Consider the following 17720-nt stretch of genomic DNA (forward strand, 5'->3'; position numbering starts at 1 on the left):
TCCGACCTAGTCTGGGCAATCGAAGAACTTCGATGAAGAGAGAATCACGGGCGATGCGCGCACGACCGGGCAGGGTCACCATCTACGACGTCGCGGAGCGCGCGGGGGTGAGCATCTCCACCGTCTCGCTGGCGGTGAGCGCCCCGCACCGGGTGCGACCGGAGACCCGCGAACGCATCGTCGCGGCGGCCACGACCCTCGGTTATCGGATGACGCAGGGCCGCCGGGTCGGTGCCGCCCGCATCGCGGTGGCCGCGCCGTTCACGACCTACCCGTCGTATCTGCGCCGCCTCTCCGGAATGCTCCGGCGGGCCAGGGACGCGGCGGTGGACATCATCCCCTACGACCTCGATTCCGCGGCAGCCGCGGATGAGCCGCTGCTCGACGTGCTGCCCACGCGCACGGACGCGACCGGTCTGGTGGTGATGGGGGTTCCGCTCGGGGGAGCAGCGCGGCGGGCGAGCAAGGCGGCGCGCATCCCGGTCGTCTATGTCGACGTGGTGCCGACGCGGTCCGACGTGGGCGGTCCGGTCGTCCTCGTCGACGACCGCGACGGCGGTGCGCAGATCGGCCGCCACCTCGCCGGGCTCGGGCATCGCCGTGTGCTCTTCGTCCATGAGCCGCAGCGCTCGCCGGCGTACGTGTCGGCCGGGATGCTCCGCATCGAGGGGCTGACGCAGCACCTGGGGGTGACCGACCTGGCGGTGGCGCATCCGTCCTCGGTCGACGATCGCGTGATCGCCGCAGCCCGAGCCGCAGGAGCGACGGCGATCGTCGCGAATCACGACCAGTTCGCCGTCGCCGTCCTGTCCGCCCTGCGCTCCGACGTCGACACCCCGCCGCTCGCGGTCGTCGGCTACGACGACGGCGAGGTCGCGGATGCGCTCGACCTCACGACCGTCCGCCAGCCGTTCGAGGAGAGTGGACGCACGGCCCTCGAGCTCGTCCTCGGTCTGGTGTCGGGGGCGTCGACCGCGCACGACACCGTGAGACTCGCCCCCACCCTGATCGCGAGGTCGTCGACGCTCGGCCCCGGGTTCAACCCCGCGAGGCGGTGACCCGCTTCTTCTCCCGGATGTAGACCTCGCGGCGCACCTTCGCCACGACGTCGCCTTCCCGGTCGGTGATGACCGTCTCGAACCACTCGAGCACCTTGGCGCCCCCGTGCGCCCGCTCCCGGATCTCTGCGGCCTTCTCCTTCGACACCTCGAACTCGGCCGTCAGCACTCCACGTCCCGGCTTGAGGAACTCGATCTCGCCTCGGGTGTCCCACACGACGTAGTCGCGTCCGAGCTGATGCATGACCAGCATGAAGAAGTACGGGTCGGTCATCGCCGACATGGAACCGCCGAACGCGGTCTTGACGTAGTTGCGGGTGAAGACGTTGACGTGGAGCTCGACGGTCGCGTGCGTCCAGTCCTCGCGGAAACGACAGACGCGGATCCCGCTGAAGAGGTTGGGGATCCACAGGCTCATGCCGATCGCGAGACGGCGGGGAGTGATGCGCATGAGGTCAGTGTGGAGCACCCGACCGAGTCCGACAAAGACGTCTGGAGGGTTGTCACAGTTGTTATAGTTCGCATAGAATAAATAGAGATTCCACGAGAGGAGGACCGGATGCTGATCCGCGTCGATCCCGACAGCCCTCGCGCACTGTATGACCAGGTGGCGGCTTCGGTGCGCTCCGACATCCTCGCCGGCGTGCTGGCGCCCGGCGATCGCCTTCCCGCGGCGCGCGACGTCGCCGAAGCGCTGGACATCAACCAGCACACCGTGCTGCACGCGTACCAGCAGCTGCGTGACGAGGGATTGGTGGACCTCCGCCGCGGCAGGGGAGCGGTCATCGCGGCCTCGGCCGCGCCCCTGGCCGACCTGGCGCACGACATCGACGACCTGGTGCGTCGCGCCGCAGCGCTCGGCGTCTCCGCCGACACGCTCGCCGGCATCGTCCGCGCCCACCGCGACGCCGGCACCGGTAGGCACCCGATCGAGAACCCCGAGGAGGATTAGCCATGACCGATCACGAAACCACCCACGACCTCACGCGCACACCGCCTCCACTGCTGCGACGCGCCCGGCTGGCCTTCTTCCTCGTCGCGGTGATCCTGCCGGTCGTCATCACGGCGATCGCCGTCGTGGTCCTGCTGACGTGGTTGCCCGCGCTGCCGCCGGAGGTCGCGACGCACTGGGGGCTGAACGGTGCCGACGGTTTCGGAGCTCCGGCCACGTACCTCTGGATCCTCCTCGGTGTCGGCCTCGGGCTGCCCGTGCTGATGGCCATCGTGACACTCGCCGCGGTCGGTGCGCACTGGGGCGGCGCTGCACGGCTGATGGGTGCGCTCGCCGCCGGTATGTCGTCCCTCGCCGCCGTCTTGAGCCTCGGTTCGCTCGCGATCCAGCGCGACCTCGCCGACCCGGCTGACGCTCCGGGGATCGGCGGCGTCATGGCCCTGGCCTTCGGAGCGCTCGCGGTGGTCGGTGCCATCGCGTGGGTCGTGCAGCCGCGAGTGCGAGCGGAACAGGGACGCACACTCGAGCCTCGGTACGCCGTGCACGTCGCGAAGGGGGAGCGCGTCGTGTGGGTCGCCACGACCACGATGCCGCGCGGGGCGCTCCTGCTCCTTTTCGTCGTGCTCTTCGGCCTCGTCGTAGTCGCCGCGTTCATGCTGGGCACCGGCGTCGAGGGCGGCTGGATCGTCGCGGTGGTCGCGCTCGTCGTGGGCTTCGCGGTGGCGGCGACCACGTCCTTCCGCATCAAGGTCACGCCCGAAGGCTTCTCCGCCCGCTCCCTACTGGGGTGGCCGCGCGTTCGCATCCCTCTCGATGAGGTGGAGTCCGCCCGCGCCGTGGACATCTCGCCGTTCGGTGAGTTCGGCGGATGGGGATGGCGCATCGCCGTCGACGGCCGCACGGGCATCGTCATGCGACGTGGCGCGGCGATCGAGGTGTCCCGCCGCGGTCGACGGCCCTTCATCGCGACGATCGACGGTGCGGAAGAAGCTGCCGCACTGCTGCAGTCCTATGTCGACCGCTCGCGAACACCGGATTCCCCCTCGACCGACGACGGAAAGGCGACCTCATGAACGACCGGATCCTGCACGCGCGTCGCGTGCCCTGGGCCGCGGTGATCGTCTTCGTGGCGGTGTCCTTCGCCCTCGCCTGGCTCGTGGCGCTGCCACTGTGGCTGGGCGACGGTCTCGCCGAGCCGATGTCGGTCTTCCTGCTGCCGATCATGATGTTCACCCCTGCGATCGCCGCGCTGGTGGTGACGTTCCTGATGCGCGTCCCCGCGCCAGGGCGGCGCGCCCGCTTCCTCGGACTGTGGCCGTTGCGCCCCGCGAAACGCGTGATCTGGCTCATGGTGGCTGGCTGGCTCGCGCCGCCGCTCCTGGTGGCACTGGGCATCCTGTTGTCCGCGGCTCTCGGCTTCGTGCAGCTCGACCTGACGTTCGCGGCCTTCGCCGCCGAGCTGGAGAAGTCCGTCCCGGCCGGTACGCCGCTTCCTCCCGTCCAGGTCATCGTGTTCGCGCAGCTGGCGATGATCCCGGTCGGCGGGCTGTTCAACAGTCTCTTCGCATTCGGAGAGGAGCTCGGGTGGCGGGGCTGGCTGCTGCCGGCGCTGCGCCCGCTCGGGACCTGGCCTGCGCTGATCCTCAGTGGCGTGATCTGGGGCCTCTGGCACAGTCCGGTCATCCTGCTCGGCTACAACTTCGGGCGCACTGACATCACCGGGGTGCTGTTCATGGTCGGCGGATGCGTGGCCTGGGGCATCCTGCTCGGCTGGCTGCGTCTGCGGTCGGCCTCCGTGTGGCCGGCCGTGATCGCGCACGGCTCGTTGAACGCGGCTGCGGGGATGGTCATGATCTTCGCCGCTGCGCAGCCGGACCTCGCTCTCGCAGGTCCCCTGGGGGTCGCCAGCTGGGTCGTGATCGCCGCGGTCGTGCTCGTGCTCGTGTCGACCGGCCAGTTCCGACGGCAGCCCGAGCTCGCTGACGCGCCCGGTCGTCTGCTCTCCACGCCGCGCTCTTGACGGAGGGCAGTGGCGGGGGTTGGCTGAGGCCATGGAATCCACCCCCGCCGCCTGGTCCGATGCCGACTCCTACCTCGCCGACCTGCTCGTCGGTCCCGACCCCGACCTGGAGTCGGCGCTCGCCGCCCAGCGTGACGCGGGCATGCCCGAGATCGAGGTCGCTCCGGTGGCCGGCAAGCTCCTGCATCTGCTGGCCCGGATCAGCGGCGCGCGCAGGGTGCTCGAGATCGGCACCCTCGGCGGGTACTCCACGATCTGGCTCGCCCGCGCCGTGGGCTCCGAGGGTCGCGTCGTGACGGTCGAGGCGGAGGCGGACAACGCGGCGGTTGCACGCGCCAGCATCGACGCCGCGGGCGTCGGAGACCGCGTTGACATCCGGGTGGGCAGGGGAGCGGACGTGCTTCCGACCCTGGTCGGCGGATTCGACCTGGTGTTCATCGACGCCGACAAGGAGTCCAACACGATCTACCTCGACTGGGCGGCGAAGCTCGGTCATCCCGGCACCGTCATCGTTCTCGACAACATCGGGCGCGAGGGCGAGATCGTCCGTGACGACTCCGACGACCCCAAGGTCGTCGGCACGCGCGAAGGTCTGCGCATGCTGGGGGAGGACCCGCGCTTCGATGCCACGGCACTGCAGACCGTGGGAGCCAAGGGATGGGACGGCTTCGCGATCGCGGTCGTCGTCTGACGGGCGGGTCCTCGGAGCCGTCGGGAGGCCGGGCTAGACTGGGCGCGGATCGACGACGCTCCACACAACGTTTTCCCCCTGAGCAAGGAGCACATCAGTGGCACTGATCGAGGCTGTAGGCGCACGCGAGATTCTCGACTCGCGCGGAAACCCGACCGTCGAGGTGGAGGTCCTCCTCGACGACGGCATCGTGCAGCGGGCGGCCGTGCCGTCCGGTGCATCCACCGGCGCGTTCGAGGCGTACGAGCTCCGCGACGGCGACAAGAGCCGCTACGGCGGCAAGGGCGTGCTCAAGGCCGTCGAGGCCATCATCGACGAGCTCGGACCGGCGATCGAAGGCGTCGAGGCCAGCGAGCAGCGCATCGTCGACGAGATCCTCATCGAGGTCGACGGCACCGAGAACAAGAAGCGCGTCGGCGCCAACGCCATCCTCGGCGTGAGCCTCGCGGTCGCGAAGGCCGCGGCCGACTCGGCCGACCTTCCGCTGTTCCGCTACCTGGGCGGTCCGAACGCCCACGTGCTCCCCGTTCCGCTGTTCAACGTCATCAACGGTGGCGAGCATGCAGACAACGGCATCGACATGCAGGAGTTCTTCCTCGCGCCGATCGGTGCGGAGACCTACTCCGAGGCACTGCGCTGGGGCGTGGAGACCTACCACGTGCTGCGCGCCGAGCTGAAGGCCGCGGGCTACGCGACCGGCCTCGGCGACGAGGGCGGCTTCGCCCCCGACCTGCCCAGCAACCGCGAGGGCCTCGACTTCCTGGTGAAGGCGATCGAGAAGGCCGGCTTCACGCCGGGCACCGACATCGCGCTCGGCCTCGACGTCGCCGCCACCGAGTTCTTCAAGGACGGCGTCTACCGCCTCGACAACAAGGACTGGGACGCCGCCGCTCTCACCGAGTACTACGTCGGACTCGTCAACGACTTCCCGATCGTCACGATCGAAGACGCTCTGGCAGAGGACGACTGGGACAACTGGAAGCACCTGACCGAGGCGCTCGGCTCGAAGGTGCAGCTGGTCGGCGACGACCTGTTCGTCACCAACCCGCAGCGTCTCGCCGACGGCATCAAGCGCGGTGTCGCCAACTCGCTGCTCGTGAAGGTCAACCAGATCGGCACTCTCACCGAGACGTTCGACGCGGTCAGCCTCGCACAGCGCTCGGGCTACACCGCGATGCTGTCGCACCGTTCGGGTGAGACCGAGGACACCACGATCGCCGACCTGGTCGTCGCGACCAACGCCGGTCAGATCAAGGCCGGCGCGCCCGCTCGCAGCGAGCGCGTCGCGAAGTACAACCAGCTGCTGCGCATCGAGGAGGAGTTGGGCGACGCCGCGGTCTTCGCCGGCCGTTCCGCGTTCCCGCGCTACCAGGCCTGAGCGCACACACGCACGCAGAGCCGCCTGCGGGCGGTGAACACCGCCGCTGATGCGGCACGACGAAGGAGGAGCCGTGGCACGACGACCGGCTCCTCCTTCGCCGTCTCCGGGAGCGCACACGCCGAAACCCCCGGCGAAAGGCAAGGGCAGGGCGACGCCGAAGGCCCGCGCGACGGCGCCTTCGACCGCGCGCGCGGCGGCGCCTTCGACCGCGCGCGCGGCGGCGGGGAGCCGAGGCGGAGCCCCCCGCGTCGATGTGCGCGAGTGGGCTTCCGGCATCCGCCTCTCCGCCTTCTCCGTCATCATGCTCTCGCTGGTGGTGCTCGGCGCGTGGGTGCTGGTGCCGACGCTCGGGACCTTCATCGACCAGCGCCAGAAGATCGCAGCCCTCGAGGCCTCCGTGCAGGTGAGCGAAGACCAGATCGCGGCGCTCGAAGCCGAACGCGAGCGCTGGAACGACCCCGCGTACATCACGACGCAGGCCCGCGAGCGCCTCTATTACGTGAAACCAGGCGAGGTCGTCTACCTGATCGACAACGACCTCGATCCTGCTGCCCTCCCGCGGGAGCAGGAGCCGGTGAGCGACACGCTCGTCGAGAAGCCGACGGACTGGATGCCGCAGCTGCTGCGCACCCTCGTGTCGTCCGGGCTCAGCGACACCGCCGCCGTCACTCGCTGAGCATCCGCTCCGAGCATCTTCCCCGCAGCCTCCCCTACGCTGGTGGGGTGACCACGCCGCCCTTCCCCGCCCCCACGCCCGCCGAACTCGCCGTCGTGTCGGCCCAGCTCGGCCGTTCCGCCCGGGGTGTGGTGGGTATCGCGGCCCGTTGCGTCTGCGGCAACCCGACGGTGGTCGCCACGACGCCGCGCCTGGCGGACGGCACGCCGTTCCCCACGTTCTACTACCTCACGCACCCCGCGGCGACGGCGGCGATGTCGACGCTGGAAGCCACCCAGGTGATGCCCGAGCTCGCCGCACTCATCGCCGAGGACGAGGACATGGCTGCGGCCTATCTCGCAGCCCACGAGGCCTACCTGGCGGATCGTGCCGAGTTCGGCGAGGTCCCCGAGATCGACGGCATCTCCGCGGGTGGCATGCCCACGCGCGTCAAGTGCCTGCACGCCCTGGCCGGGCATGCCCTGGCCGCCGGTCCTGGAGTGAACCCGATCGGCGACGCGGCGCTCGGGCGTTCCTCCTGGTCGCCCGCCGTCTGCCGCTGCGAAGACCCCGGCGCTGCCACCCGCGACACGGCGGCCTCCACGGCATGACCGTGCGCCGGACGCTGCGCAGCGCTGCCGCCATCGTGGTGGTCGCAGCGTCCGTGCTGCTCATCGGGGCCACGGCCACCCCGCCACCGGTCCCGGACGACCCGGCCGACCCGGTCCGGGCCTCGGAGTACTGGCTCGACGGCGCGCGTATCCGCGAAGCCTGGCAGACCACACGTGGCGAGGGCGTGACGATCGCCGTGATCGACACGGGTATCGCCAAGGTGCCCTCCGTCTTCGGCGACGCCGTGGTCGGCGGAACCGACGTATCGGGAACCGGAACGCCGGATGGCCGCACCCCTCTGGGTGCCGTCGACGGCAATCACGGATCCTGGGTGGCGTCGCTCGCGGCCGGACGAGGCGCTCCCGACGGCACCGGGATGATCGGCGTCGCTCCGGAGGCGAATCTGCTCTCGATCTCCGTCGGATTCGGCGCCGCCGCGGCCGTGCCGTTCACGGAGCAGGTCGCGAAGGGCATGAAGTGGGCCGTCGACAACGGCGCCGACATCATCAACCTCTCCTTCACCACGAACACGCTCGATTGGGATGAGAGCTGGGATGAGGCATTCCTCTACGCGTTCCAGCACGACGTCGTGGTGGTCGTCGCGGCGGGGAACAGGGGGAGCGGCACGAACATCATCGGTGCTCCCGCGACCATCCCCGGGGTGCTGACGGTCGGCGGCGTCGACCAGACCGGCACGGCCAGCATCGAGGCCTCGACACAGGGCATCACGATCGGCATCTCCGCGCCCAGCGAAGGACTCATCGGAGTCTCGGCCGACGGGACCGTCACGCCGTGGCGCGGCACGAGCGGCGCAGCCCCGATCGTCGCAGGGGTCGCTGCCCTGATCCGCTCGGCACACCCCGAGATCAAGGCGATCGACGTGATCAACCGCATCATCAAGACCGCCATCCCCGTCCCCGACGCGGTCAAACCGCAGGACCCGCTGTACGGGTATGGGCTGGTCGACGCCACTGCGGCGATCTCCGCGAACCTTCCGGCGGTGAGCGAGAACCCGATGGGGGATCTCGCCGAGTGGATCCGCGTCTTCCGCCGTGCACAGACGGAGCCCGAGACGGCCGCGCCCGTCACGCCGGTAGACATCCCGCCTCTGCCGGCGGCCGACGCACCCACCGATCCCGGCTCACCGCTGCTTCCCAGCGCGGATTCATTGCGCTACGGTACCCTGCCGCTCATTGCGCTCACAGTCCCTGGTATCCTGATAGCGCTTGGCGTCACCGCTGCTGCCCGGCGCATCCGATCGGCGCGCATTTCCGTACGCCACACCCCCGACTCCGAGGAGTAGTTCTTCTGTGCCTCAGAACAGCACTGTGCCCAAGATCCTGATCGTCGGCGGAGGGTACGCGGGTTTCTACACCGCGTGGAAGCTCGAGAAGCACCTGCGCAAGGGCGAAGCCGACGTGACCATGGTCGACCCGCTGCCGTACATGACGTACCAGCCGTTCCTCCCCGAGGTCGCCGCGGGCTCCATCGAGGCTCGTCACTCGGTGGTCGCGCACCGCCGTCACCTCAAGCGCACCAACGTGCTCACCGCCAAGGTGACCAACATCAACCACGCCCAGAAGGTCGCGACCATCACGCCGCCGCTGGGAGAGCCGTACGAGTTCGCATACGACCAGATCGTCGTCACGGCGGGCGCCGTCTCGCGCACCTTCCCGATCCCCGGCATCGCCGACAACGCGATCGGACTGAAGACGATCGAAGAGGCCGTCGCGATCCGCGACAAGGTCATGTCGAACTTCGACAAGGCCGCCTCGCTCCCCGCCGGTCCCGAGCGCGACCGTCTGTTGACCGTCGTGGTCGTCGGTGGTGGCTTCGCCGGCATCGAGGTGTTCGCCGAACTCCGCTCGCTGGCGTCCGCTCTGGTCGGCAAGTACCCGCAGATCAGCTTCGAGGACACGCATTTCCACCTCATCGAGGCGATGGGCCGCATCATGCCCGAGGTCTCGCTGCAGACGAGCGAGTGGGTGCTCAAGGACCTCGCCAAGCGCGGCGCGAACGTGCACCTCGACACGCAGCTCACCAGTGCGGTCGACGGCAACGTCGAGCTCTCCACCGGCGAGGTCATCCCGACCGACGTCATCGTGTGGACAGCCGGCGTCATGGCCAACCCGACCGTCGTGCGCGGCGGAGATCTGCCGGTCGAGGAGCGCGGTCGCATCCAGACCCGCGCCGATCTGCGCGTCGGCACACCCGAGGCCTTCGTCGAGGGTGCATGGGCAGCCGGAGACGTCTCCGCTGTCCCCGACCTCTCGGGTGGTGGCGTCGGAGGCTTCTGCGTGCCGAACGCCCAGCACGCGGTCCGCCAGGCGAAGCTCCTCGCGAAGAACCTCGTGGCCGTGCTCCGGGGCGAGAAGCCCAAGGACTACTTCCACAAGAACCTCGGCGCTGTCGCAGGTCTCGGCCTGTACAACGGCGTCTTCCAGTCCGGCAAGATCGCGCTCAAGGGCTTCATCGCCTGGCTCGCGCACCGCGGTTACCACGGTCTCGCGATGCCGACGTGGGAGCGCAAGTGGCGCGTGCTGTGGGGCTGGTGGAACAACCTGTGGCTCGGCCGCGATCTCGTGAACCTCGAGACGGTGCAGAACCCGCGCTACGTCTTCGAGGAGTTCGCCGCGCGTCCGCGCCCGGCCGCTCCGGCTGCGCCCGTGGCTGATGCCCCGGCGAAGGCCGCCCCGGCGGCGAAGGCCGCTCCGGCGGCGAAGGCCGCTCCGGCGGAGAAGGCCGCTCCGGCGGAGAAGGCCGCTCCGGCGGAGAAGGCCGCTCCGGCGGAAAAGAAGCCCGCCGCGAAGAAGACTCCCGAGACGGCGGAAGCAGCGGCGAAGTAACACCTTCCGCACGACGACGATCGGCCCCGAGCGCACTGCGCCGGGGCCGATCGTCGTCGTGGCGGGTCGTTCCGAGGCGACGCATAGGTGCGGTCGGTATCGTCTCGCGGGCAAGGGGAGTACTCCCGAATGCGGCGAAGTCGTCATTACGAGCACGAGATCGTGCTCCGGCCCGCCGGCCCGTGAGGGTGGAGGAGACCTTGGCACCCGCATCGCGGGCTGCTGAGTGAACCCTGCCGTCGTCCCGACGTCGTGGATCCCCGGTGGTCCGCACCACGAAAGGGACCACTCATGGGAAAGCTCTCCCGATTGATCGGAATGGCCTCCGAAGCGCTGGAGAAGAATGCCTCCTCGGGGCGCAACGGCCACTCGGCCGGCGGATCGCGCTCGCACGACGAATCCCGGTCGACGGATTGGAGCGGGATGCTGCGCGGCGCCGTCGACGCCGTGCGCGGGCAGGGGGATGCCGGACGGACTTCGCTGCCCGGTCCCGCAGCCGGTGCCCCGTACACGACGCCGGCGGCCGGTGACCCGTACACGCCGCCCGCGGCTGGTGCCTCGCGCGCGTCGCAGTCCGTGACCGATGCCGATCGGGCGGCCATCGCCCGCTACGACTACCTTCTGCAGACGGCCGATCCGCAGCGTGTCGAGCAGATCCACCGCGAGGCGTTCGCGCGACTTTCGCCCGAGCAGCGTGCGCTCGTCGAGGCTCGAATGCGACAGGAATTTGCGCCAGGAGAGCGCCCGCGCTCCTCATCAGCCGACGACCTCGCCAGAGCGGCGGGTCGTGCAGAGGCCATGAACCCCGGACGGATGCGCGGACTGCTCTCGCGCGTGCGGGGCGCAGGCGTCGGTGGCGCTGCCGTCGCCGCAGGGGGCGCGGCCGTCGGTCTTCTCGGCGTCGTGGCCGGAGGTGCGGTGGTCAGCACCGTGGCCGGGCCTCTGTTGGAGCAGGCGGCGAACATCGGCGTCGACTTCGGAGCGCTCGCAGAGGGCGTCGACATCGAGTCGCTCGCCGGCGGCGCAGGCGAGCTGATGGGGGCCGCCGGCGAGACGGTATCCGGGGTCGGAGAGGCAGCGAGTGGATGGGGCGAGCAGCTCGGCGATCTCGGCCTCCCCGGCATCGGCGACATCTTCGGGCGCTGACCCCGCATGGTTCCCACTGCTGCCGCCGAACACGGCTTCACCGGCCTCACCGGATTCGCCGCCGACGTCCTCACAGCCCTCGGAGACGTCGGCGTCGGCGTGCTCGTCTTTCTCGAGGTGCTCGTGCCGCCGATCCCGAGCGAGGTCATCCTGCCATTTGCGGGATACCTGAGCCAGAGCGGCTCCCTGAATCTCGGGTGGCTGATCTTCTGGAGCACCTTGGCGTCGTGGCTGGGCGCGCTGCTGCTGTACTGGCTCGGTGCGGCGATCGGCATGGACCGGGCGGTGCGGATGCTCGCTGCCACGAAACTGGTGAGTCGCTCCGACCTCGAACGTGGATCCGAGTGGTTCGTGCGCAGTGGCGGCTGGACCGTCCTGGTCGGACGGATGGTTCCCGGTGTCCGCAGCCTCATCTCGATCCCCGCCGGCGCGTCGCGGATGAACCTCGTGACCTTCAGCGTCTACACGATCATCGGGAGCGGACTGTGGAACGCGCTTCTCCTCGGGGTCGGAGCGGCGTTGGGCACCCAGCACGAGCAGCTGGAGCAGTACCTCGGCTATCTCGACTACGCCGTCTACTCCGCCATCGCGATAGCTCTCGTCGTCCTGATCGTGCGCCGGATACGGGAGGCAGCGGGTGAGCGGAAGGCGGTCGCGCAGGGGGAGGACTGAGCGTCGGCGGTGCCCCCGCTGGGACTCGAACCCAGACTGAAGCGATTTTAAGTCGCCTGCCTCTGCCATTGGGCTACGGGGGCCTCCCGGTCAGCCTATCGCCGCGCTCGACTGCGACGCCGTGCCGTCAGGGGTGAACCGGAGTCCGCGAGGCCTTAGGGTGGGGGAGTGCTCGACCTCATCGATGAACTGAGCCCCGTCCACGGTGCCTCCGCGGTCGCCCCTGAGTGGGAGGACCCGGCCCGTTACTGGCCGCGCCTGTCCGCGGCGACAGGACACCTCCCGGCACCGGTGGCGGTGATCGACCGCGAGGCGCTCCGCTACAACGCGATGGACCTTCTGGTGCGGGCCGGTGGACTCCCGATCCGCGTCGCCTCGAAGTCCGTGCGGGTGCGCTCCGTGCTCGACGCCGTGCTGAAGCTGCCGGGGTTCCGCGGCATCCTCGCCTTCACGCTCGAAGAGGCGCTCTGGCTCGCCGAGACCCACGACGACATCATGCTGGGCTACCCGACCGTGGACCGCGCGGGACTGGCGCGGCTCTTCGCCGACGAGCAGGCCGCGCGGCGTATCACGCTGATGGTCGACGACCTCGTGCACCTCGATCTGATCGACAGCGTCGCGGGTCCCCGGTCGCGCCCCGAGCTCCGCGTCGCCATCGACGTGGATGCCTCCTGGCGGTCCTCGATCCTCGGCCACATCGGAGTGCGCCGCTCTGCTCTGTTCAGCGCGGGCGAGGTCGCCGCCTTCGCCCGAAAGGTCGTCGCCCGCCCCGGGTTCCGCCTCGTCGGATTGCAGATGTACGACGCGCAGATCGCCGGTCAGGGCGACGACGCCGGTCCCGATGCGCCGCTCATCCGCATGGTGCAGGCGCGCTCGCGCAACGAGCTGCGTGAGCGTCGAGCCGAGATCGTCGCCGCAGTCGGGTCCGTGGCACCCCTGGAGATCCTCAACGGCGGGGGAACGGGATCGCTCGAGTTCACGGGCAGCGACGAGTCCCTCACCGAGGCGAGCGCGGGCAGCGGGCTGCTCGGCGGACACCTCTTCGACGGCTACCGGTCGTTCCGTCCCGCGCCCGCCTCCGCATTCGCGTTCGATGTGGTGCGCCGCCCCGCCGCCGACATCGCCACGGTGCTCGGAGGCGGGTGGATAGCCTCCGGCCCCGCTGTGGCTTCCCGGCAGCCGCGTGCTGTGTGGCCCGAGGGACTCCACACCCTCTCCCGCGAAGCCGCCGGCGAGGTGCAGACACCGCTGCAGGGGCCGGCGGCCGCGTCGCTCGGCGTGGGAGACCGTGTCTGGTTCCGCCATGCCAAGAGCGGTGAGCCGGCAGAGCGCATCGAGAGCTATCACCTGATCTCGGGCGACGAGATCGTCGACGAGCTGCCGACATACCGCGGCGAGGGAAAGGCCTTCCTGTGACGAGAATCGGCGGCACCTGGCAGAACTGGGGTCGCTCGGCGTCCGTGCGTCCGGTGCGCGTGGAGCGGCCGCGCAGCCCGGAGGGCGTGCAGCGCGCGGTGATCGCCGCGGTCAAGCACGGACTGCCCGTGAAGGCGGTGGGCGCCGGTCACAGCTTCACCGGCATCGCCATCGCTCCTGGTGTGCTGCTCGAGCTCGACGACCTGCAGGGCCTCGTCTCCGCCGACGCCGAGACCGGCCGGGTGACTCTGTTCGCCGGAACGCGGCTGCACCGCATCCCCGGGCTCCTGGCGCCGTACGGGCTCGCGATGGAGAACCTCGGCGACATCGATCGCCAATCCATCGCCGGAGCGATCTCCACAGGCACCCACGGCACGGGAGCCGGATACGGCGGCCTCGCCACCCAGGTCGTCGGCGTCACGATGGTCACGGCCGCTGGCGAGTTCCTGCGGATCGACGAGGAGCACGAGAGCGAGCTCCTGCCTGCGGTGGCACTGGGACTCGGCGCCCTCGGCATCATCGTCGAGGTGACGCTGCAATGCGTGCCCGCGTTCGTGATGCACGCCATCGACGAGCCGGTCGCCCTGGACGAAGTGCTCGCCACCCTCGACGAGCGCGTCGCCTCATCCGATCACTTCGAGTTCTACTGGTTCCCGCACACCGACGTCGCCCTGACGAAGCGCCAGGCGCGTCTCCCGGAAGCGACGGTCCGCAAGCCGCTCCCTGTGGTCGGGCGATGGATCGACGAGACGGTGCTCTCGAACGGCGTCTACCGCGTCGTGTGCGCAGCCGGCCAGGTCGTCCCGGCGATCACGCCGTCGTTCAGCCGGCTCGCGGTCAAGCTCACCGGCGATCGCGAGTACACCGAGCTGTCGCACCGCGTGCTCATCCAGAGCCGGACTGTGCGCTTCCGGGAGATGGAGTATGCGATCCCGGCCGAGAACGTCGTGGCGGCGTTCCAGGCAGTCAGGGCTCTCATCGACCGGCGCGGGTGGCGGATCGAGTTCCCGATCGAAGTGCGTTTCGCCGCAGCCGACGATCGCTGGCTCTCCACCGCTCACGGGCGCGACAGTGCGTACATCGCCGTGCATCGATACTGGCGAGCCGACCCCACGGAGTACTTCGGAGCGGTGGAGGAGATCATGCACGGGTTCGGCGGACGTCCGCACTGGGGCAAGCTCCACACGCTGACCGCGGAGACGCTCCGGGAGCAGTATCCGCGCTTCGACGACTTCATCGCCCTGCGCGACCGGCTCGACCCGGAACGTCGGTTCGGCAACCGCTATCTCGAACGGGTGCTCGGCAGCTGAACCGACGGCGGCGGACGCCGCGTACGCCCAGTCCACGTGCAGGCTGCGCGTCTAGGATGAGAGAAACACGAGGAAGGGTGGGCCTCTGATGGAATGGCTCGTGCCGGTACTGATCGTTGTCGGAGTGATCCTGCTCGTCGGCATCTATCTGTGGGCCACGTACAACTCGCTGGTGCAGCTGAATGTGCGCGTCGACGAGGCGTGGAGCGGCATCACCGTGCAGCTCAAGCGACGAGCCGACCTCATCCCCAACCTCATCGAGACGGTGAAGGGCTACGCCTCGCACGAGAAGGCGGTCTTCGAGAACGTCACCCGTGCGCGTGCCGAGACGCTGTCGGCGGGAGGGCCCGGAGAAGCCGGTATCGCCGAGGGGCACCTGCAGCAGGCTCTGCGCAGCCTGTTCGCGGTCGCTGAGGCGTATCCGCAGCTGCAGGCGAGCACCAACTTCCTCCAGGTGCAGCAGGCCCTGGTCGACACCGAGGACAAGATCCAGGCGGCGCGTCGGTTCTACAACGGCGGCGTGCGCGAGCTCAACACCAAGATCAAGGTCTTCCCCAACAACCTGTTCGCCAAGGGGCTGGGGTTCACCGAGCGCGAGTTCTTCGAGGTCGCCGACAGCAGCGCCATCTCGGAGCCTCCCCGCGTGCAGTTCTGACGCGTGCACTTCTGACGCACGGTTCGGCGACGGCGTTCGTCACCACGGTGAGAGCATGAGGTCGTCGGCGGTGAAGGACACGTCGCCGCGAAGCGTCCAGGAGTCCGTGCGATACGTCGTCGTCAGCCCGGCGCCGTCTGCGCCGGTCCCCGTCACGGTGACGACCAGCACCCCGCCGTCCGCGGTGAAGCCTGCCGGGGTGAGAGTGACGGCGGGAGCCTCCTCGACCCGGTAGCGGAACCCGTCGACATCACGGAACTCCGTTCCCCAGGGGATGCGCAGTCCGCAACCGTCCGGCGTCTCGGTCCCGGGGACGGTGCACGCTTCGACGATGTCGTCCACGTGGTCTTGGGCGACCGCCGTCGCCTCCGGGCGCAGCGTGGCATCGACCACGGTCGTGACCTCGACGGCAGGCATGACCGTCACAGCGCTCTCGCCTTCGAGCAGCGTCGCCGGCATCGCAGAGACCGTGTACAGCGCGGGGAGGAGAGCGACCGCTTCGCCCGTGGGGACAGCGGTGGTGCCGATCGCGACGGAAGCACCGATGGTCGAGTCGAGGGTCACCCTGCCGAGCCCCGAGGAGTCGACACGCCAGCGGCCGTCGACCATGTCGAGCGCGAGCACTGCGTCGTGGGCATCTCCATCGAGCTCGAACGACACCTCCACCGCCGCCGACGTGCTGCCGTTGCTGTGTCGCACGCGCGTGACCTCGGGGTCTCGCACCAGCGCGCTCGCGGCGTCGAAGGCGTCGAGTGCGGCCTCCGTGACCACGATCCCGGTGGCCCGCACGGTATCGGCATCGCCGGACTCCAGGGCTTGCAGGTACTCGAGTGCCGCTTCCTCCGGGGTGGTCGACCGCGCGGAGGATTGCCAGATCCACACCCCTGCGGCGAGGAGGACGACGACGACCGCGCCGCTGATCACCCAGCGCCGCCGCACTCTGCTCCTGCGGGACTCCTTGTTCATGCGGGACTCTCTCGGGGATGCAGATGGCGGCGCACGGCCGGACCTGTTCCCGTGCCCGCGGCCAGGGCGGTGTGAAGCGCCGCCGTGGCGTCACCCCAACCGGACACCGAGATGTTCTCCAGACCCTGCCAGGCGGCGGCGAGTGCGAGTTCCCGGGCGATCGGCTCCGCGTCGCCGGGACGCGCCTGCGGCTCCCACCACGCGGATTGCACCTGCAGAGTCGATGTGGTCCGATCGGCCTTGAGGTCCACCCGTGCGACGATGCGGTCGCCGACGAGCACAGGCAGGGAGTAGTAGCCGAATCGCCGCTTCTCGGCCGGCACGTAGATCTCGATGCGATAGTCGAGGTCGAATGCACGGAGGGCCCGGTCCCGGAACCACACCACCGGGTCGAACGGCGTCAGGATCGCCGCCGTATCCACTCTGCGCGGCAGCACCGCATCCTGATGCCGCCAGGCCGGGAGCGGGCGCCCGCCACGTTCCCAACCCCGCACCTTCACCGGGATCAGCTCACCCGAATCCACGAGCTGGGCGATCGAGCGGGCGACTGCGGCGCGGTCGCGAATGCGGTAGTAGTCGGCGAGATCCGACTGTGTGGCGACGCCACTCGATCGCGCCGCGCGCCGGCTCAGCTCGAGGATGGCCTCGGCGCGGGACACCTCCCGTGAGCGGATGGTGTCGGGAATGACATGCTCCGCCAGCGCGTACGTGCGCTCGAATCCGCGACGCCCGCTGATCGCGACGTCACCGGTGCGCCACAGGTGCTCGAGCGCGAGTTTCACATCGTCCCAGTCCCACCAGGTGCCGCGCTCCCGCGGTGCGTCTTCGCGGAGGTCGGCCGGTCGCAGCGGGCCGCGCGCACGCAGCTCGTCCGTCACCCACTGCACGGTGCGGGCGTTGCTGCTCATCCACGAGTCCTCCCCCGCCCAGCGCCGGCGGAAGTCGTCCATGCGGAAGCGCCACAACGGCCAGTCCTCGACAGGGATGAAAGTGGCCTCGTGGGCGAGGTACTCGACGTAGTGCGTCGTGCGGGAGAGGAAGATGCGGTCGAGCAGCGCGGGGTCGTACGCGCCGAGCCGTGAGAACAGCGGGAGGTAGTGCGATCGCGCGAACACGTTCACGGAGTCGATCTGCAGGACTCCGAGCCGGTCCATGACCCGGTGCACGTGCCGCCCCGCGACCGTCGCCGGTCGTGCTCGGGTGAATCCCTGAGCGGCCAGCGCGATGCGACGTGCCTGGGTCGAGCTGAGGGTGTCTGTCACCTCGCCAGGGTAGCGCCGCGCGCCGACATCGCTCCGCGCTCGGAAAGATGCGTTCGAGGGCATACGGCATGACCTTAG

General features: G+C 69.7%; 18 protein-coding genes and 1 tRNA gene. 15 read left to right on the forward strand and 4 right to left on the reverse strand.

Annotated features, from left to right (window positions below; translation table 11 throughout):
• Window positions 1–53 precede the first annotated feature (53 nt).
• Window positions 54–1058 carry a LacI family DNA-binding transcriptional regulator gene (locus tag FFS56_RS14910; protein WP_046749644.1) on the forward strand — a complete coding sequence of 335 codons (1005 nt, stop codon included), beginning with the start codon at window positions 54–56 and terminating at the stop codon, window positions 1056–1058.
• Here FFS56_RS14910 and FFS56_RS14915 read toward each other — a convergent pair.
• Window positions 1039–1509: a DUF4442 domain-containing protein gene (locus FFS56_RS14915; protein ID WP_127012418.1), complete on the reverse strand. Its 471-nt coding sequence runs from the start codon at window positions 1507–1509 to the stop codon at window positions 1039–1041. The genes FFS56_RS14910 and FFS56_RS14915 overlap by 20 nt on opposite strands.
• Before the next feature lie 108 nt (window positions 1510–1617).
• On the opposite strand from FFS56_RS14915, the gene FFS56_RS14920 reads away from it, so the two are divergent.
• The 11 genes from FFS56_RS14920 (at window position 1618) to FFS56_RS14970 (ending at window position 12033) form a co-directional block, all read left to right on the forward strand.
• Window positions 1618–2010, forward strand: coding sequence for a GntR family transcriptional regulator (locus tag FFS56_RS14920; protein ID WP_127012417.1), 393 nt, complete (start codon window positions 1618–1620; stop codon window positions 2008–2010).
• Window positions 2011–2012: 2 nt separating this feature from the next.
• A complete protein-coding gene (locus FFS56_RS14925) occupies window positions 2013–3083 on the forward strand; it encodes a DUF1648 domain-containing protein (RefSeq protein ID WP_046749642.1) in 1071 nt (356 codons plus the stop codon).
• A complete protein-coding gene (locus FFS56_RS14930; RefSeq protein ID WP_127012416.1) occupies window positions 3080–4030 on the forward strand; it encodes a type II CAAX endopeptidase family protein in 951 nt (316 codons plus the stop codon). The genes FFS56_RS14925 and FFS56_RS14930 overlap by 4 nt, the downstream gene beginning before the upstream one ends.
• Window positions 4031–4061: 31 nt before the next feature.
• Entirely contained in the window at window positions 4062–4721 is a 660-nt protein-coding gene (locus FFS56_RS14935) for an O-methyltransferase (protein WP_046749640.1), read from the forward strand.
• 97 nt (window positions 4722–4818) lie between these two features.
• The gene (eno, locus tag FFS56_RS14940) at window positions 4819–6099 is read left to right on the forward strand and encodes a phosphopyruvate hydratase (protein WP_046749639.1); all 1281 of its coding nucleotides are present in this window, start codon (window positions 4819–4821) and stop codon (window positions 6097–6099) included.
• 73 nt (window positions 6100–6172) lie between these two features.
• Window positions 6173–6778 (forward strand): septum formation initiator family protein, encoded by a 606-nt coding sequence (locus tag FFS56_RS14945; protein ID WP_171011021.1) that lies wholly within the window; start codon window positions 6173–6175, stop codon window positions 6776–6778.
• Window positions 6779–6825: 47 nt separating this feature from the next.
• The gene (locus FFS56_RS14950; protein ID WP_127012414.1) at window positions 6826–7368 is read left to right on the forward strand and encodes a DUF501 domain-containing protein; all 543 of its coding nucleotides are present in this window, start codon (window positions 6826–6828) and stop codon (window positions 7366–7368) included.
• Complete coding sequence (locus FFS56_RS14955) at window positions 7365–8672, forward strand: S8 family serine peptidase (RefSeq protein ID WP_127012413.1); 1308 nt, start codon at window positions 7365–7367, stop codon at window positions 8670–8672. The genes FFS56_RS14950 and FFS56_RS14955 overlap by 4 nt, the downstream gene beginning before the upstream one ends.
• A 25-nt stretch (window positions 8673–8697) precedes the next feature.
• Window positions 8698–10215 (forward strand): FAD-dependent oxidoreductase, encoded by a 1518-nt coding sequence (locus FFS56_RS14960; protein ID WP_249352991.1) that lies wholly within the window; start codon window positions 8698–8700, stop codon window positions 10213–10215.
• Between the two features lie 291 nt (window positions 10216–10506).
• Window positions 10507–11361 (forward strand): hypothetical protein, encoded by an 855-nt coding sequence (locus FFS56_RS14965; protein WP_046749636.1) that lies wholly within the window; start codon window positions 10507–10509, stop codon window positions 11359–11361.
• A gap of 6 nt (window positions 11362–11367) precedes the next feature.
• Window positions 11368–12033, forward strand: a complete 666-nt coding sequence (locus FFS56_RS14970; protein WP_046749635.1) for a DedA family protein — start codon at window positions 11368–11370, stop codon at window positions 12031–12033.
• A 10-nt stretch (window positions 12034–12043) separates the two neighbouring features.
• Here FFS56_RS14970 and FFS56_RS14975 read toward each other — a convergent pair.
• Window positions 12044–12116: transfer RNA gene (locus tag FFS56_RS14975), tRNA-Leu, on the reverse strand.
• Between the two features lie 85 nt (window positions 12117–12201).
• Here FFS56_RS14975 and FFS56_RS14980 point away from each other — a divergent pair.
• The 3 genes from FFS56_RS14980 (at window position 12202) to FFS56_RS14990 (ending at window position 15414) form a co-directional block, all read left to right on the forward strand.
• Window positions 12202–13449, forward strand: coding sequence for an alanine racemase (locus FFS56_RS14980; RefSeq protein WP_046749634.1), 1248 nt, complete (start codon window positions 12202–12204; stop codon window positions 13447–13449).
• Complete coding sequence (locus FFS56_RS14985; protein WP_127012411.1) at window positions 13446–14759, forward strand: D-arabinono-1,4-lactone oxidase; 1314 nt, start codon at window positions 13446–13448, stop codon at window positions 14757–14759. Before FFS56_RS14980 ends, FFS56_RS14985 begins: the two co-directional genes overlap by 4 nt.
• 88 nt (window positions 14760–14847) lie before the next feature.
• Window positions 14848–15414, forward strand: coding sequence for a LemA family protein (locus tag FFS56_RS14990; protein WP_046749632.1), 567 nt, complete (start codon window positions 14848–14850; stop codon window positions 15412–15414).
• 39 nt (window positions 15415–15453) lie between these two features.
• On the opposite strand, the gene FFS56_RS14995 is transcribed toward FFS56_RS14990, so the two are convergent.
• Both FFS56_RS14995 and FFS56_RS15000 read right to left on the reverse strand, forming a co-directional pair.
• Window positions 15454–16380, reverse strand: a complete 927-nt coding sequence (locus FFS56_RS14995) for a hypothetical protein (RefSeq protein WP_127012410.1) — start codon at window positions 16378–16380, stop codon at window positions 15454–15456.
• Window positions 16377–17642, reverse strand: a complete 1266-nt coding sequence (locus FFS56_RS15000; RefSeq protein ID WP_127012409.1) for a crosslink repair DNA glycosylase YcaQ family protein — start codon at window positions 17640–17642, stop codon at window positions 16377–16379. Before FFS56_RS15000 ends, FFS56_RS14995 begins: the two co-directional genes overlap by 4 nt.
• Between the last annotated feature and the right edge of the window lie 78 nt (window positions 17643–17720).

The organism is Microbacterium sp. Beta (genome assembly GCF_005502545.1).
Classification (GTDB): domain Bacteria; phylum Actinomycetota; class Actinomycetes; order Actinomycetales; family Microbacteriaceae; genus Microbacterium; species Microbacterium oxydans.